Here is a 14,531-nt window from a genome sequence, read left to right as displayed (position 1 = left end):
CGGGGCCAACAAGAGCCGAAAAGGACGCTCTCCCAGTCGCTACATATCGTCAAACGAGACACCGGTAATCTCGAACCGTGCGCCGCCGTCAGCACTGTCATGGACGCTGATTTCCCAGCCGTGTGCCTCCACGACCTGCCTGGCGATACTCAGCCCGAATCCAGTCCCCTCCGTGCTCGTCGAGTAGCCGGCTTCGAACACGGTGTCCCGGTCGGCTTCGGGGATGCCGGGGCCGTCGTCCGCAACGTAGAACCCGTCGGCTACCGCCCCGACCGTCACGGTCACGTCCGGCCCGGCGTGCTCGACCGCGTTCCGAACGAGGTTCTCGAATAGCTGTTTCAGACGGCTCTCGTTTGCCAGGACAGTCCGGTCGATGTCGGTGACGAGCGTGGCATCGGCCGTCTCGACGTTTGTCCAGCAATCTTCCACGAGCGGTGTGAGCGCCACCGGTTCGGGGTCGGTCACGGTCTCACCGTCCTGCGCCAGTGTGAGCAGATCAGTTAGTAGCGTGTCCATCCGCTCGTGTGCTCGCTCGACAGCGGCCAGATGCTCACTTTGGCACTGCTTGCGTGCCAGTTCCAGTCGTCCTTGCGCAACGCTCAGCGGATTCCGTAAATCGTGTGAGACGACGCTGGTAAACGCTTCGAGCCGGTCGTTGTGCTGTTCGAGTTCTCGCTGGTGGTCGCGCAACTGTTCGGTTCCCTCGACCTGCTTGAGTGCGCTGGTGACGTGTCCAGCAAGGATCTCCCCGAGGACGACGTCCCGCTGGTCGAACGCCGCGGCCGTTTCCGAGCCGGCCAGCAGGATTCCGTGTTTGTCAAGGGGGAGATATAGCTCGCTTTGGATCGGCGTGTCCGGGTTGTAGATGTCCGGGTCGGCGTGAACGTCATCGACGGCGAGCGCGTCGCCGGAGTCGTAGACTCGCCACGCGATGCTGTCTCCGGGCATGAATGTCGGCAAATCGTCTACCAAGTCATATATCCCGTCAGAGGCGGCGACCGGTTCGAGGATTCGTTCGTTCTCGTCGTAGAGGTGGATCGTGTTCGCTTCGAGTCCCAGTACAGTGCGCGCCGTCTCGACGCCGATCTCGGCGACTTTTTCACGCGTGTCCGCTTGAAGCAGATCCTGAACTGATTCACTGAGAGCTTTGAGGCGACGTTCGTGTTGTTTCCGCTCAGTGATGTCGTGCTGGAACCCGACGTAGTTGACGACGGTTCCGTCGTCATCACGGACCGGGGCGATAGACACCTGATTCCAGAACATGGTTCCGTCCTTCCGGTAGTTCCGGAGTTCGACCGACACCGGGTCGCCCTCGTCAACGGCCGCCCGCATCGCGTCGACCGGCTCCGACTCGGTCGCCTCGCCCTGCAGGAACCGGCAGTTCCGGCCGCATACCTCCGACTCGGTGTAGCCGGTAAGCTCCAGAAATCGTCTGTTGGCGTAGGTTATTGGGGCGTCATCCTGCTTGGGGCCGGCGAGTATGATTCCGATAGGGGCCTCATCCATAGCGCGTTTAATACGGGAGAGTTCCTGTTTGCCGTCCCGCTGCTCAGAAATATCTCGGACCGTACAGACCAACTCACCGCGGTCGGTCTGAGCGAGTACGTGGTCTTCCGTGAACGTGCTCCCGTCGGCACGGAGTCCTGTCGTCGTCCCGTTCCAGTACCCGGTGTCCTGAACTGTCGGGATGATCTCGTCGTTGATCCGTGGAATGTCTTCCTCTTGATACAGCAGTTCCCAGTGTTCACCGACCATCTCGTCAGGTTCGTAGCCGTAGAGGTCCGCATAGGCTTCGTTGACGAAGATGAACCGTCCGTCTTCGTCGAGAATGCTGATCCCCTCCTGTGCAGTCTCGATAGCATCGAGTTGGCGGTTGCGCTCGCGTTTGACACGCTGGGACTCAACAGCGTTCGTGATTCTGTTCGCGAGTACCGCGTACTGGTCGGTGCCGCTTTCTTTCTGCAAATAGTCGGTGACGCCGGCCGATATCGCGTCGCTGGCGATCTCTTCGGAGCCTTTGCCGGTGTAGAGAATGAAGGGAAGCGAACCGTACTCCTCGCGGACAGCTTCGAGGAACTGGATACCGTTCCAGTCGGGCATGTCGTAGTCCGAGATGACGCAATCGATGTCGGTGTCGGCCAGGATCTCCAGTCCCGTCGCGGCGCTCGTCGTGGCCTGCACGTCTAACCGGTCGTCCTCGCGTTCGAGAAACGACGCCGTCATCTCGGCAAATCCTGGCTCGTCGTCGACGTGGAGAATACAGATGGTTTCAGCAATAGCCGTCATACCTTTGGGTAGTAGTCACACATTATAGGACGCTGAGTTAAAAGACCATCTCTGAAATCGGAAGCTAACATGTGCCTGTCATTGGCGGGCTACGTGTTCCATCTTTTGGCCCCGTTTAAATATAAACAGGTTTACACTTCCGACCAATGATGCTGTGCGCCGCTATCCCTGGCCGACCATCTCGTCTTCGTCTTCCCACTCCTGTTCGCGGAGTTCGTACTTCTGAACCTTCCCAGTCGCTGTCGTGGGCAGTTCCTCGACGAACTCCACGCGGCGAACGACCTTGTAGGTCGCCAGTTGTTCTCGGGTGAAGGTTCGGAGGTCCTCGGCCGTCACGCCGGGGTTGTCGGGGTCGCCTGAATTCGGGACGACGAAGGCCTTCGGCGTTTCGCCCCACTCATCGCTCGGGGCAGGGATAACTGCGACATCGCTGACAGCGTCGTGTTCGTAGAGCGTGTCCTCCAGTTCGATGCTGGAGATATTCTCGCCGCCGGAGATGATGATGTCCTTCTTGCGGTCGCGGATGGCGATCATGCCGTCCTCGTCGACCGTCGCCAGGTCACCCATGTGGTAGTAGCCCTCGACGCGGTCGGAGAAGGCCTCTTCCGTCTGTTCGGGCTTGTTCCAGTAGCGGTCCATCACTTGATTGCCGCGGACGACGACTTCCCCAAGTGTCTCGTCGTCGTGTGGCACGTCGTTGCCATCCTCGTCGACGACCCGGACGTCCGTCCCGAGGTAGCCGATACCCTGTCGCTTCTTGACGCTGAAGCGGGCGTCGCTCCCGTCCTCGAAGAAGCGCCGAGCGTCCGAGGTCGTGACGAGCGGGCCGGTCTCGGTCGCGCCGTAGACGTGTTTCAGATACCAGCCGAAGTCGTCCTCGACGGTTCGGATGACAGCCTCTGGCGGGGCGCTGCCGGCCGTCGCGATGCGCACGTCGTTCGCACCGGTCGTCTCGATATCGCCGTTGTGGTCCTCGTAGCGGTCCGCCAGAATGTTCAGCACCGTCGGCGCGCCACAGAGATAGGACACGTCCTCCGTCCTGACGGCATCGAAGATGCCCTCGGCGTCGACGCCGCGGGTACAGACGTGTTTCGCACCCATGCCGGTGACCGAGAAGATGTGGCCCCAGCCGTTGACGTGGAACATCGGGAGCGTCCAGAGGTAGACATCGTCGTCCGAAATCTCCTGATGAAGTGCGACGATGTAAGCATGGAGCGTCTCGGTCCGGTGGGTCCGGCAGACACCCTTCGGGTCGCCCGTAGTCCCCGACGTGTAGTTGATGGTGATGAGGTCGTCCTCGTCCATCTCGGGGCGCTCGTAGTCGGTGCCCGCCTCCTCGATGATCTCATCGAAGGACTCCCAGTCGCCGTCGACTGCATCTGTGTCGTTGGTGACGAAAATTTCGGTGGGCACCTCGTCGCGGATCGGCTCGATCTTCTCGGCGTACTCGTAGTCCGCGTAGACGGCGTCGACCTCGGCGTCCGAGAGGATATATTCGAAATCGTCCGGCACGAGCCGGTAGTTCAGCGGCGTGTGGACCGCACCCAACTGCATGGTTCCGTAGGCCGCTTCGAGCTGGTAGTGCGTGTTCGGGTCCAGCACGGCCACCCGATCCCCCTTCTCGATACCGCGGGCAGCCATCGCTGCCGAGAACCCGTCGGCTCGCTCCCCGAACTCGTCGTACGTGAAGCGCTCACCGGTCGTGGCGACGACAGCCTCTTTGTCCCCGTAGTATTCCCGCGCACGGTCGAGAAAATCCGTGGTAAGCAGTGGCTTATGCATCTCAGGCTATCGTATGGTTAATCATGATAAAGTGGTTGTGATACTCCCCTGATCTTGCTGTCTCGGAACCGGTCATATTTTGGGTGCCTGTCGAACCACAGTCGCTTTGAGGATAGCGTCCCCAGTTTTCAGCAATGAGTACAGCGACGGCAGACGTTTCGAAGCGGCAGGCGTGGGTGATGGCTGCGCGGCCACAGACACTGCCTGCCGGGGCCGCGCCGGTCATCGTTGGGATGGGCTTGGCAGTCCACGCCGGTGTCTTCGCTCTATTGCCGGCAGTCGCAGCGCTGGTGGGCGCGCTGCTAATCCAAGTAGGAACGAACTTTGCGAACGACTACTACGACGCGGTGAAGGGGGCCGACACCGACGAGCGACAGGGGTTCACTCGCGTAACCGCTGGCGGCCTCATCGACGCCGAGGAGGTCAAGCGGGCGATGATAGCGACCTACGGCCTCGCTGTCGTCATTGGTGTCTATCTCGTCGCCATCGGCGGCCTTCCTATCGTTGTTGTCGGTCTCTCGGGCATCGCCGCCGGGATTCTCTACACCGGCGGTCCGTTCCCCTACGGCTACCGTGGCCTAGGCGACCTGTTCGTGTTCGTCTACTTCGGTGTCATCGCGGTTACCGGCACGTATTACGTACAGGCGGTTGCGAGCGCAGGCGGCGTCGGCACGTTCCCGATGACACTACCGCCGGGGTCGGTCACTGCCGCCGCCATCACGGCAAGTCTCCCGGCGGCCGGCTTGTCGACCGCGATTCTCGTCGTCAACAACATCCGAGACCGCGAGACGGACCGTGCCGCTGGCAAGAAGACGCTGGCCGTCTATCTGGGCTACGGGTGGAGCCGCGTCGAGTTTCTCCTGATGGTCGGGATGGCCTACGTCGTCCCAGTCGTGTTTGCCCTCGACAATCAGTACGGGCTGCCGGCACTGGCCCCGCTGCTTACGCTGCCACTGGCGGCGGCCGTCTCGAAGACGGTCCTCACACAGACCGGCGGGGACGCACTGAACCCGACGCTCGAACGGGTCGGCCAGACGCTGTTCGCCCACTCTGTCCTGTTTGCGGCGGGTCTCGCGGTCCCACAGCTACTATGAAGGTCAATTCGTTCTCGCTCCCGCTGTCAAGCCCACTTGTCACCGCTCGGGAGACGATCAGCCGGCGCTCCGGGTTCGTCGTCCGCTACGACCACCGCGGCGAAACCGGCATCGGCGAAGCCACGCCGCTCCCGGGCTGGACGGAGTCGGTCGACGACTGCCAACGCGGGCTCGACGACGCTGCCACGGTCGCAGCCGACGGCGGGCACACAGATGTCCTGCTGTCGCTGGACGCCGCATCGGTTCCTGCCGCCCGACACGGCTTTGCGACCGCGCTGCTTGACGCCGACGCCAGAGCCGACGGCGTGCCGCTGTACCAGTGGTTCGAGTCCGACAGGCGATGCGACCGGGTTCCGGTCAACGCAACGGTCGGCGACGGGTCCCCGGCTGAGACCGCCGACGCCGTCGAGCAAGCGGTCGAGGCCGGCTACGATTGCTGTAAGCTCAAGGTCGGGAAGCGAACCGTCGACGAAGACGTAGCGCGCGTCCGGACCGTTCGCGAGCGGGTGGGCGACGGCGTGACCGTGCGAGCCGACGCCAACGGCGCGTGGTCCTGTGACCAGGCGCAAGACGCCCTCGACCGGCTCGCGCCGCTGGACGTGGCCTACGTCGAACAGCCGCTTCCCGCCGACGATCTCGCCGGCCACGCCGAGCTGCGGGGCAACGGTGTCGGTGTCGCGCTCGATGAATCCCTTGTCGACCGCCGGGTCGACAGCGTACTCGACGCCGATGCGGCCGACGTGCTGATACTGAAACCGATGGTGCTGGGCGGCCCCGGCAACGCTCACACGCTGGCGCTCCGCGCCCGCGAGCAGGGTGTCGAGCCGGTCGTCACGACGACCATCGACGCCGTCGTTGCCCGCCTTGCGGCGCTGCACGTCGCCGCAGCGATTCCCGACGTTGCGGCCTGCGGTCTGGCGACCGGCGACCGTCTGGCGGCCGACCTCGCGCCGGACCCGACGACAGTAACCGATGGCGCGATGTCGGTCCCCCAGTCGACCGGCCTCGGCATCGAGCCGGCGGAGGTTGAAACCGATGTGTGACCTTCTCGACTGGCCGACACAGGACCTCGTCACCCACCGTGCCGACACCACGCCTGACCGGACGGCAATGGTTGCGGCAGATTCTGGAAACAAGGTCACCTACCGGGAACTCGACGCCGCCGTCGACGCGGTGGCTGCCGAACTCGACCAGCGGCTCGACGCCTCGAACGCCACCGTCGCGACGCTCCTGCCCACGCGGCCGGCGGTCGGGACGCTCCTGTTCGCAATGATGCGACTCGGGGCGACGCTCGCGCCGCTGAACGTCGAACTCGACTCGAAAACGCTCCACAGCCAGCTCTCGACGGTCGACGCCGATCTGCTGGTCTGTGGAGACAGCACTGCGTCGCTTGCGGCCGACCTCGGCGGCTGTCCCGTCGTTTCGGTCGACAGGGAACTGTCAGCGGCTGCCGTCGCCGACGAGACGGCAGCGGCGGTCTCGGCTGACGAAACAGCCACCGACGTGACCCCGGCATCTCTCTCCCGCACGGACACCCAGCTGGTCATCTTCACCTCGGGGACGACCAGTGAGCCGAAAGGCGTCCGACTGACCGTCGGCAACCTCGTCGGCAGCGCCGTCGCGTCGTCGTACCGCCTCGGCGTGCTCCCGGATGACCGCTGGCTGGTCTGTTTACCGACGTACCACATGGGCGGACTGGCGCCGTTCGTCCGAAGCGCACTGTACGGCACCGCCGTCGTCGTCCAGCGGTCGTTCGACGCCGACGCGACACAGCAGGTCCTCGCGGAACACGGGGTAACGGGCGTCTCGCTGGTGCCGACGATGCTGTCGCGACTACTGGACGCGGGCTGGGAACCGCCGTCTTCTCTCCGGTTCGTCCTGCTCGGTGGCGGCCCGGCGAGCGAGACGCTCATCGAACGGTGCCAGGAACGGGGCATACCAGTCTGTCCCACCTACGGAATGACTGAAACAGCGTCCCAGATAGCGACGGCGCGGCCCGAGACGGCCTTCGGGAACGCCGACACTGTCGGCCAGCCGCTGGTGTTCACCGATGTTACGGTCGTCGCCGATGGCAAGCCGTGCGACCCCGGCGAGCACGGCGAGATAATCGTCGACGGCCCCACGGTGACGCCGGGCTACCTGAACGGTGACGGTGACGCGTTCAGCGACTACGGTTTCCGGACCGGTGACATCGGCTATCGGGACGCGGACGGACACCTCTGGGTCGAGGGCCGCGTCGACGACCAGATCGTGACCGGTGGGGAGAACGTCGACGCGAGCACGGTTGCCGACACTATTCGTGCCCATCCGGCAATTGAAGACGCGGCCGTCGTGGGCCTTCCGGACGAGGAGTGGGGCCAGCGTGTCGCCGCGCTGGTCGTCGGCGATGTGACGCCCACGGCGGTTCGTGACCACTGTGCCGAGCGACTCGCGCCGTACGAGGTCCCGAAGACGGTACGGGCCGTCGACGCGCTCCCGCGGACGGCTTCGGGCACCGTCGACCGCTCCGCCGTCCGATCGCGCCTCAAGACTGCCGCCGAGTCGAACGAATCGGCGTAGCGGATTGGGGCTCGTGGCCAAGCGGTTTTCTACGTCCACAGCGTATCCACTTTCGTGTGCACAATCGTCCTCGCGTGGCAGGTCTTCGACGGCACGCCGGTCGCGGTCGCGGCGAACCGCGACGAGCGACTCGATAGGCCGTCACAGCCGCCACAACAGCGCCACTGGGGCAGTCGCGTCGTCGCGCCGGCCGACGAGGAAGCCGACGGGACGTGGATCGGCTACAACGAGCACGGCCTGCTGGCGGCGGTGACGAACCGCTGGGTTGACGCCGACCTCGCCGGTGACCGCTCGCGCGGCCTGCTCGTCCGGGACACGTTGAGCCACGAAAGCGCGGAAGCAGCCGCCCGCGCCGTCGAGCAAGCGACGAGGGAGGCCGAGTACGAGGGGTTCAATCTCCTGCTGGCCGACGAGAATGCGGCAGTCCTGCTGGAATGGGACGGTCAGCTCGCGGTCCGGAACTTCCAGCCCGGTGTCCACGTCGTCGTCAACGTCGGCGCGGACGGCGACTACCGGATTCCGGCCAATCGGCCCGACGCTGGCGAAGAGCAAGCGAACAACGCGACGCGGCTTCACGAGGCGCTCGCTCCGGAACCCGGCGAATCCGCCGACGGATGGATTGACCGGGCAGGCGAAACCATCAGCGACCACGAGTACGGCGTCTGCGTCCACGGCGACGGGTTCGGCACGCGCTCGTCGTCGCTTATTACACTGGGCTCCGACCGTGAGTATCGGTACGCGGACGGGCCACCGTGCCGGACGCCCTACCGCCCGGTCGAAGGTCAGATTTAAGCGGCCGACTCACGGTATGAGTAATACATGAGTTCAGCAGCGTCGGAGGCGGACCTTTCTGACGGCGAGCGGGCCGGGCTCGAACTGATTCGGGAGTCCGGTGGCATCCACCAGAGCGACTTCTGGAAGGAACTCGACGTCTCCTCGCGAAAGGGGAGTCGCATCGTCGAGTCCCTGTTCGAGAAGGACCTCATCCAGCGTGAGGAAACAGTGTACGAGGGGCATAACACGTATTATCTGACCCCCGCGGCCCGCGACCTCGACTTCTCGCTTCTGATGGCCGGTGACCAGCTCTCGCCGTTCATCGGCGACGAAGAAGTCGACCCCCACGACGACACCTTCTCGCAGTGGGTCATGACCCTCGCTTACGAGGACTGACTAACGGTTACGCGGCGTGCGTTAGTAGTGCCACGGCACGTCGTCGAAATCCGGGTCGCGCCCTTCGTTGAACGCGTCCCGTCCCTCCTGTGCCTCGTCGGTCATGTAGGCCAGCCGCGTCGCCTCCCCGGCGAACACTTGCTGTCCGACCATGCCATCGGAGTCCAGATTGAACGCGTACTTGAGCATCCGCATCGCCGTCGGTGACTTCTCGTTCATCCGCTGAGCCCACTCGATGGCAGTGTCCTCAAGCTCTTCGTGGGGCACCACGTCGTTGACCATCCCCATGTCGGCGGCTTCGTCGGCGTCGTAGGTCTTGCCGAGGAAGAACACCTCGCGGGCCTTCTTCTGGCCCACCTGTCGCGCGAGATACGCCGAGCCGAAGCCGCCGTCGAAGCTCCCCACGTCGGGGTCTGTCTGGAGGAACTTCGCGTGCTCCTCGCTGGCAAGTGTGAGGTCACAGACGACGTGCAGCGAGTGACCGCCACCGACGGCCCACCCCGGCACGACGGCGACGACGGGCTTGGGGATGTGGCGGATCTGTCGCTGGACTTCGAGGATGTGAAGCCGGCCGACGTTCTCCGGCGCGTCGTCTTCCACGCCGTCGCTCGTTTCTCGCGGGTCGCTTTGCTCCCCGCTCGCTGTGTCCGAGTCGCGTGGCGACTCGCTGTACTCGTAGCCGCTTTCACCTCGAATGCTCTGGTCCCCGCCGGCACAGAAGGCCCAGCCGCCGTCCTTCTCGGAGGGGCCGTTCCCGGTTAGGAGGACACAGCCGACATCGGTCTGGCGCTTGGCGTGGTCCAGCGCCGTCGCGAGTTCGTCGACCGTCTCCGGCCGGAAGGCGTTGCGCTTCTCCGGGCGGTCGAAGGCGATGCGGACCGCACCCGTCTCAGTCGAGCGGTGATAGGTGATATCGGTGAAGTCGAACCGGTCGATGGCCGTCCACCGTTCCGGGTCGAATATTTCAGAGACCATACCGTGGCTCGGGACGGCCCTCGCAAAAAGATTCCTCGTACAGGCTCACACAGCGGAGGAAACCCTTTGGTGCCACGCACACGAACCGACTAGCGATGCCCTCCACATCGAACAAAAAGGCGGTGATGGGGATACTTGCGGGCCTCTCCATCCTCATTGTCGTGTACAGTTTCATAATCCTCCAGCAGATTCTACTCGGGCTGATTGTAGCTATGGTCCCCTGGCTCCTGTATCTGGTCGTGCGGTTCGTGTTCACGCTCGAACGGATCGCGACGGCGCTGGAACGGCTTGCGACGGCGCGTACCCGTGAATCGGAGTCCGCTGGGGACCATCAGCAGCCGTCGGAGTCGTACGGACACAACACAGAGACCGAAGGGGGCGTCGAGAACGAGTGACTGAGCGGCGTCGGTGGCCGTTCCTGTCGACCCCTCGAATCCAGGTGGGACACCCGGTATGACCGAGACGTTCTACGAGGTATTGGGCGTTCCAACTGACGCGTCGACGGCGGCGATCGAAGCGGCCTATCGGGAGCGACTGAAGGAAACCCATCCCGACGTGAGCGACGCGGCCGACGCCGGCGAGGCGACACAGCGGCTCATCGAAGCCCGCGACGTGCTCACCGACGAGGACGAGCGGGCGCGCTACGACCGGCTGGGTCACGATACCTATGTCGCGGGCGAGAGCAACATAGCGGACGACGACGGTAGTGACGTGGCCCAAGCGGCACGGCGTGCTGGCTATGATGAGTCTGAATCGGCTGGCGACCGAACCGAAGCGAGCACTGACCGGACGACGTCCCGGACGAACGCCCGGGAGCGGGCACAACGCGAACGAGCCGCCAGAGACCGCGTCGCTGAGGACAAAGACGAACGCTCGACCACTGGCACCGATGCGTCGTCGAGTAACGACCAGTCGACCGATGCGGCGGGCGAGACGGCGACCGCGTCGAACGCAGAGTCGACCTGGCGATCCGGCGCAACCGCGACCAGCGGCTTCAGCGACAGTGACGGCAGCAGCGCAACCTGGAGTTCGTCGTCCGCGTACGCTGTCCGACAGACGGACACCCTGTCCCGCGGGTCGCTTCTGGAGATGCCGACCGGCCGGGGGCTGACGCTGTTTGCCATCACGTTCGCGCTCTATCCAGTGATGCTGTTCAGCGCACTGCTTCCGGCGTTCCCGCTGTGGGTCAATGTGACCATCGGAGTCTGTACGCTCTTCATGATCGGCTACCTCCAGTCCGAACCCACGATTGCGATCATGGTGTTCGGAAGCTGGAGCCTGACGACGGCGGTGCTACTGGTCGTACTGAACATCAGCGCGTTCTCACTTATCGGAGCACTCGCGCTGTCGGGGACGTGGCTCCCGTTCGGACTGTCGCTGTTGACGGCGTCCGTGCTACGGCTCTAACAGATCAGTCGTCAGCGAGGGCTTTCCCGACCTGTTCGGCAAGCCGGTCTCTGACCGCGTGGCTATCGCCCGCGTCGAACCGGACCTCGATGACCTGTGTCCCATCGCTCCGGACTGAGTCGCCGAAGCGCTCGCGGAACTGCCGGCGGTCGGCCACCCGCTCGAACTCCAGGGAATAGAGCGCCTCCGTCGGCTCGAAGTCGAGCCCGTGTGGCGTCCGGAACTGGTCCTCGAACGTGGGGTGGTCCTCAATGGGCAGCATGTGGAAGATGCCGCCGCCGTCGTTGTTGAGCAGGACGACTGTCGCGTCTACCGCACAGCGGCCGAGCGCGAGCAGGCCGTTCATGTCGTGGTAGTACGCCAGGTCGCCGGTGACGAGCACGAGCGGGTCGGTCGTCGCGCTGCCGGCCCCAAGCGCCGTTGAAGTGATGCCGTCGATACCGCTGGCTCCGCGGTTGCCCAGCACGGTCAGGTCAGCGTCACGGGGACGGCCGAAGCGATCCATGTCCCGTATCGGCATACTGTTCGAAACGAACAGCGTGGCCGGGTCCGGAGCCAGCGCCGCCACGTCCGCGAGGACGCCCCCCTCCCAGTAGGTCTCCGAAGCAGTTTCAGCAACGGCGTCCCAGTGGGCCTGCTCCGCCCTGGCGAACTGTTCACGCCACGACGCTGCGCCGCCACTCAGCGACTCGGCTACGAGCGCATCCACGGTGGCATCGGGGTCAGCAACGAGCAGGTCCGTCGCCGTGAACTCGGCCTCCGACCAGCCGCCGGCCGGGTCGACGAGGAACTGCTGACAGTCGGCGTCCCGGAGGTAGTGACGCAACGGCTTCGAAGTCGGTGACGCACCGAAGCGGATGACGACATCGGGGTCGTCCCACTGGTCGACGCCGTCGCTTCCGAGATAGCCGTCGTAGCCGCCACAGACCGGCACGTCGAGGCGGTCGACGTGTGGACCGAACCGCAGGTCAGACAGCGGGTCCGCTAGAACGGGGAAGCCGGTAGCCGACGCCAGCCGTTCAAGCGAATCTGCACTGAGCCCTTGGTCGGCCGGCCCAGCGACGATGAGTCCCCGTTCGGCGGCCCGGAGTGCGTCTTGCACGCGGCGCACCGATTCTTCGCCCGGCGTAGCGACGCCCTCGCTCGTCGTGACGAACGGGCCGTCGCGGCCGGTTTCGGCCGCGTCGTCGCCATCTGCCCAGTCGGCCGGAACGCCCGCCGGGTCGTCCTCGGCCATCGGCGTCGGCTCCAGTGGCTTCCGGAACCGACAGTTCAGGTGAACTGGGCCGGGGTCGCTGCCGGTACTCTCTCTGAGCGCGCGGGCCGCCGTGGTCCGTAGCATCCGAACCTTCCGCGGCTCGGCCTCCGGCTCGGGCATATCTCGATACCAGCGGACAGCGTCGCCGTACAGTTTCTCCTGATCGACAGTCTGGTTCGCTCCGCTGTCGATGAGTTCCGGCGGGCGGTCCGCCGTCAGCAGGAGCAGCGGGACGCCCGACTGGTTCGCCTCGATGACCGCCGGGTGGTAGTTCGCCGCAGCGGTGCCCGACGTGCAGACCAGCGGCGTCGGCTCGCCGGTTCGGCGGGCGCGTCCCAGCGCGAAGAAGGCCGCTGACCGCTCGTCGAGGTGGGAGAACACTTCGATGTCGGGGTGTTCGGCGAAGGCCACCGTCAGCGGCGTCGAGCGACTGCCGGGCGAGAGACACACCGCGTCGACGCCGCCCGCAGCGAGTTCGGAAACGAGCGTCTCTGCCCACAGCGTGTTGACGTTCGGGGCCGTCATTCCAACTCGTCCAGTATCGGCCGGTATTTGAGCTGGACCTCGTCCCACTCGCGGTCGGGGTCGCTGTCCGCGACGATTCCCGCGCCCGCAAAGAGCGTCGCCTCGTGTTCCGTAGCGACGGCCGAACGGATGCCGACAGCGAAGGTCCCGTTGCCGGCGGCGTCGACCCAGCCGATCGGGGCGGCGTACCAGCCGCGGTCGAACGCCTCCGTCTCACGGATAGTCCGTAGTGCCACGTCCGGTGGGAGTCCGCCCACTGCCGGTGTCGGGTGGAGCGCCTCGACCAGCGAGAGGACGTGCTCGTCGTCGTCGAGTTCGGCTGTTATCGACGTCCGAAGGTGCTGGACCGTGGCGAGCCGACGGACGGTCCGATCGCCGATGCGGACTGTCGAGGCAAAGGGCTCAAGCTGGTCTCGTATTGCGTCGGCAACGAGCTTCTGCTCGTGGCGGTCCTTCTCGCTGTCGAGGAGTTCGGCGGCGAGCCACTCGTCCTCGGCAGGTGTGTCGCCACGCCCAGTCGAGCCAGCGAGTGCCTCCGTCCGGACGGTTCGCCCGCGGACCGAGACCAGCCGCTCCGGCGTGGCTCCGAAGAAGGTGCCGCCGGAGTCCGGCGACAGCATGAATCGGTAGCAGTCCGGGTACGTCTCGGACAGGCGGGCCATCACGTCCGGGACCGATAGCTCCGCGTCCAGCGCGACACTCAGGCTCTGTGCGAGCACGACCTTTTGGAGGTCACCGCGGTCGATACTCTCTGTGGCGGCCGCCACCTGCTCGCGCCAGCCGTCCTGTGTGGGCGTTCGCTTCCGGTGTGAGATGCCCGGCGGGGTTCCCGGCTCTGTCTCTGGGTCCGCGACCAACCGGTCGCGCCACTCCTCCAGTAGCGTCTCAGCTTCGGTCGCGGCCTCGGGCCCCGTCGCGACCGTCGTGAGCCAGGCGTCGTCGTCTCGCTTCGTTACCTGTATCTCGGGGAGAAAAAACGCCGCACTGGGGAAACCATCCCAGGGAGAGTCCTCTCCGTCGTGGCTTCCATTGTGGAATGCGAACCCGCCGAACGCTCGCGGTCGAGCGACACTCGGGAGGTTCTCGGAAACTGAGCAGTCATCGAACAGCGCTTCAAGCGCTGTCCGCACGTCGTCGAACCGCGACTGCCCGTCGGCAGTCACAGTCGCCGCGCTCCCGCGGGCTGCGATTGACTCTGTACCGGCCGCCCAGAAGAACCGAGGGCGCGCGTCTGTTTCCAAGACCGCCCGCACCGGTGCATCGTCGAGGCGACACCCGCGTGCGACGACCGTTGTCTCACCAACCGTCGTCTCGTCACCACGCAGTGGTTCCATCAGCCATGCCTTAGGATTGCGCACCTTTGAGCCTAACTATACGCTCGATTCCACATGGTGTGGTTCGACCGGGCCGTCGTGTTCGAGCCACCTATTTTACGCCGTTCTGACCCGCCACGCGACATAGCGCCACCGAGATTC

General features: G+C 65.0%; 12 protein-coding genes. 7 read left to right on the top strand and 5 right to left on the bottom strand.

The genetic code is table 11. From position 1 onward, the window contains the following. Window positions 1–39 precede the first annotated feature (39 nt). Complete coding sequence (locus tag ACYJ11_RS14215; RefSeq protein WP_461648237.1) at window positions 40–2,286, bottom strand: hybrid sensor histidine kinase/response regulator; 2,247 nt, start codon at window positions 2,284–2,286, stop codon at window positions 40–42. A 162-nt stretch (window positions 2,287–2,448) separates the two neighbouring features. Beyond that, window positions 2,449–4,068: a long-chain-fatty-acid--CoA ligase gene (locus ACYJ11_RS14210; protein ID WP_461648236.1), complete on the bottom strand. Its 1,620-nt coding sequence runs from the start codon at window positions 4,066–4,068 to the stop codon at window positions 2,449–2,451. Between the two features lie 134 nt (window positions 4,069–4,202). Between ACYJ11_RS14210 and ACYJ11_RS14205 the strand changes: the two genes are divergently transcribed. From ACYJ11_RS14205 to ACYJ11_RS14185, 5 genes are read left to right on the top strand one after another with little or no spacing between them, the layout of a single operon-like run. After that, a complete protein-coding gene (locus tag ACYJ11_RS14205) occupies window positions 4,203–5,162 on the top strand; it encodes a 1,4-dihydroxy-2-naphthoate polyprenyltransferase (protein ID WP_461648235.1) in 960 nt (319 codons plus the stop codon). Next, entirely contained in the window at window positions 5,159–6,205 is a 1,047-nt protein-coding gene (gene menC, locus ACYJ11_RS14200) for an o-succinylbenzoate synthase (RefSeq protein WP_461648234.1), read from the top strand. The genes ACYJ11_RS14205 and menC overlap by 4 nt, the downstream gene beginning before the upstream one ends. Then, a complete protein-coding gene (menE, locus tag ACYJ11_RS14195) occupies window positions 6,198–7,721 on the top strand; it encodes an o-succinylbenzoate--CoA ligase (protein ID WP_461648233.1) in 1,524 nt (507 codons plus the stop codon). The genes menC and menE overlap by 8 nt, the downstream gene beginning before the upstream one ends. A 54-nt stretch (window positions 7,722–7,775) precedes the next feature. Then, a complete protein-coding gene (locus tag ACYJ11_RS14190) occupies window positions 7,776–8,513 on the top strand; it encodes an NRDE family protein (protein WP_461648232.1) in 738 nt (245 codons plus the stop codon). Window positions 8,514–8,540: 27 nt separating this feature from the next. Continuing rightward, window positions 8,541–8,891, top strand: coding sequence for a helix-turn-helix transcriptional regulator (locus tag ACYJ11_RS14185; RefSeq protein WP_004517952.1), 351 nt, complete (start codon window positions 8,541–8,543; stop codon window positions 8,889–8,891). A 21-nt stretch (window positions 8,892–8,912) separates the two neighbouring features. On the opposite strand, the gene ACYJ11_RS14180 is transcribed toward ACYJ11_RS14185, so the two are convergent. Then, complete coding sequence (locus ACYJ11_RS14180) at window positions 8,913–9,866, bottom strand: 1,4-dihydroxy-2-naphthoyl-CoA synthase (protein WP_461648231.1); 954 nt, start codon at window positions 9,864–9,866, stop codon at window positions 8,913–8,915. Between the two features lie 95 nt (window positions 9,867–9,961). Between ACYJ11_RS14180 and ACYJ11_RS14175 the strand changes: the two genes are divergently transcribed. After that, window positions 9,962–10,261, top strand: coding sequence for a hypothetical protein (locus ACYJ11_RS14175; protein ID WP_461648230.1), 300 nt, complete (start codon window positions 9,962–9,964; stop codon window positions 10,259–10,261). A 58-nt stretch (window positions 10,262–10,319) separates the two neighbouring features. Then, window positions 10,320–11,273, top strand: coding sequence for a J domain-containing protein (locus tag ACYJ11_RS14170; protein ID WP_188977077.1), 954 nt, complete (start codon window positions 10,320–10,322; stop codon window positions 11,271–11,273). Between the two features lie 4 nt (window positions 11,274–11,277). Here ACYJ11_RS14170 and menD read toward each other — a convergent pair whose 3' ends face one another. Both menD and ACYJ11_RS14160 read right to left on the bottom strand, forming a co-directional pair. Further along, a complete protein-coding gene (menD, locus tag ACYJ11_RS14165; protein WP_461648229.1) occupies window positions 11,278–13,056 on the bottom strand; it encodes a 2-succinyl-5-enolpyruvyl-6-hydroxy-3-cyclohexene-1-carboxylic-acid synthase in 1,779 nt (592 codons plus the stop codon). After that, window positions 13,053–14,390, bottom strand: a complete 1,338-nt coding sequence (locus ACYJ11_RS14160) for an isochorismate synthase (protein ID WP_461648228.1) — start codon at window positions 14,388–14,390, stop codon at window positions 13,053–13,055. Before ACYJ11_RS14160 ends, menD begins: the two co-directional genes overlap by 4 nt. Window positions 14,391–14,531 lie beyond the last annotated feature (141 nt).

It is taken from the genome of Haloarcula sp. H-GB5, from assembly GCF_054850705.1.
This window is presented reverse-complemented; position numbering and strand designations above follow the sequence as displayed.

Excerpts from the sequence above, each read along its gene's own strand:
- menD (WP_461648229.1), bottom strand. The coding sequence starts at position 13,056 with ATGACGGCCCCGAACGTCAACACGCTGTGGGCAGAGACGCTCGTTTCC.
- menC (WP_461648234.1), top strand. The coding sequence starts at position 5,159 with ATGAAGGTCAATTCGTTCTCGCTCCCGCTGTCAAGCCCACTTGTCACC.
- menE (WP_461648233.1), top strand. The coding sequence starts at position 6,198 with ATGTGTGACCTTCTCGACTGGCCGACACAGGACCTCGTCACCCACCGT.
- ACYJ11_RS14210 (WP_461648236.1), bottom strand. The coding sequence starts at position 4,068 with ATGCATAAGCCACTGCTTACCACGGATTTTCTCGACCGTGCGCGGGAA.
- ACYJ11_RS14170 (WP_188977077.1), top strand. The coding sequence starts at position 10,320 with ATGACCGAGACGTTCTACGAGGTATTGGGCGTTCCAACTGACGCGTCG.
- ACYJ11_RS14185 (WP_004517952.1), top strand. The coding sequence starts at position 8,541 with ATGAGTTCAGCAGCGTCGGAGGCGGACCTTTCTGACGGCGAGCGGGCC.
- ACYJ11_RS14160 (WP_461648228.1), bottom strand. The coding sequence starts at position 14,390 with ATGGAACCACTGCGTGGTGACGAGACGACGGTTGGTGAGACAACGGTC.
- ACYJ11_RS14180 (WP_461648231.1), bottom strand. The coding sequence starts at position 9,866 with ATGGTCTCTGAAATATTCGACCCGGAACGGTGGACGGCCATCGACCGG.
- ACYJ11_RS14205 (WP_461648235.1), top strand. The coding sequence starts at position 4,203 with ATGAGTACAGCGACGGCAGACGTTTCGAAGCGGCAGGCGTGGGTGATG.
- ACYJ11_RS14215 (WP_461648237.1), bottom strand. The coding sequence starts at position 2,286 with ATGACGGCTATTGCTGAAACCATCTGTATTCTCCACGTCGACGACGAG.
- ACYJ11_RS14175 (WP_461648230.1), top strand. The coding sequence starts at position 9,962 with ATGCCCTCCACATCGAACAAAAAGGCGGTGATGGGGATACTTGCGGGC.